Genomic DNA, 1,213 nt, shown 5'->3' with positions numbered 1-1,213 from the left:
ACGGAGTCCAGCAGCCGCTGCCCCGCAGGGGACGCCCAGCGCGAGGCGGGGCTCAGCTCGAAGCGCGCGATGGCCAGAGCGCCCAGCGTGAACGCCAGCGGCAGCGCGAACCACAGGGCGACCAGCAGGCGCGGCATCTGCGACGGCGCCGGAAGGAGCAGCGCGGCGGCGGCGAGACCGGCCACGGCCGGCACGGCGAGCCGCAGCCCGCGCAGCGCCTCCGTGACGCTCCGTCCGTCGCCCTCGGGCACGGCGAGCCCGGNNCCGCCGCCTTCCGCACCGGCGCTATGGGCGACTGCCCGTCCGGCCCGATCGCCCCTATCACCGTGCGCTCCATGTCGTCCCGCCCGCGCGGATCGACGACGGTGGCCCAGCCGGTGTGGGCGAGCAGCAGCCGCCGCTGACGGGCCATCGCGACGAGCGTGAGGTCGGCGACCCGGCCGGGCCCGCCCGACAGGAAGGCCGCCTCGTACAGCGTCAGCTCCCAACCCCCTCCCGCGTCGTCACGGCCGGCCGCCGCCTCACGCACCGCGGCACGACACAGCCGCAACCCGGCGACCCCGGCGATCACCCAGGCCAGAAGCAGAAGAGGTACCCAGAACATGGACTGTTTGTAAGGGACATGGTCGCGAAAACACCATGCCTTGTTCACGATCCGGACGCGATGTGCCGGTCTGTGGCGCGCATCCGGCCTCGTCGCGCGGTGCGAGGCCGGCGTTGTGCGCGTACCGCCTGGTGACGCCTCAGCGGCGGAGGAGGGCGCGGCGGGTCGCGCGGGCCAGGCGGGTCGCCGGGCGGTGGGCGCGGGGGCGGGGGCCCGAGCGGTCGAGCCACCACGCGCGCAGTTCGCGTCGCGTCCGCGGGTCCTCGAGGGTTCCGCTGTGCAGCAGTCGGTCGACGAAGGCCATCGCGTCCTGCCGGTAGCCGCCCGTCATCGGGCGGGTCCGCGCGTACGCGAGGAAGGCCGGCCGGTAGCCGTCGCCGAGGATCTCCGCCAGCTCCGGGGCCACCTTCGCGACGACGTCGGCCCGCTTGGCGGCGAGCGCCCGTGCCTGCACCCGCATCCGCGTCCGGTCGAACCCTTCCGGCACCGGCGTCCCCGCGACCAGCGACGACAGCACGGCGGTCTGGGCGAGCGCCAGCCGTTCCCGGGTGGCCTCGGCGACGGGCCCGACGGCGGCCGGCTCCCGCACCCGCCCCGGCGTCGCAGCCC

At 76.2% G+C, this 1,213-nt stretch carries 1 protein-coding gene and 1 pseudogene; both read right to left on the bottom strand.

The features are described 5' to 3' along the window. Positions 1-604, bottom strand: a pseudogene (locus tag CCN29_RS33755) (TIGR04222 domain-containing membrane protein); the annotation flags it as partial. A 139-nt stretch (positions 605-743) separates the two neighbouring features. After that, positions 744-1,213, bottom strand: a 470-nt coding sequence (locus CCN29_RS33750; RefSeq protein ID WP_503167734.1) for an SCO6045 C-terminal-like domain-containing protein, incomplete at its 5' end; no start/stop codon positions are given.

Source organism: Streptomyces pseudogriseolus (assembly GCA_002154585.1).
Taxonomy (GTDB): Bacteria; Actinomycetota; Actinomycetes; order Streptomycetales; family Streptomycetaceae; genus Streptomyces; species Streptomyces pseudogriseolus.
The sequence above is the reverse complement of the archived record's forward strand: the minus strand, read 5'-3'. Positions and strand labels throughout refer to the sequence as shown.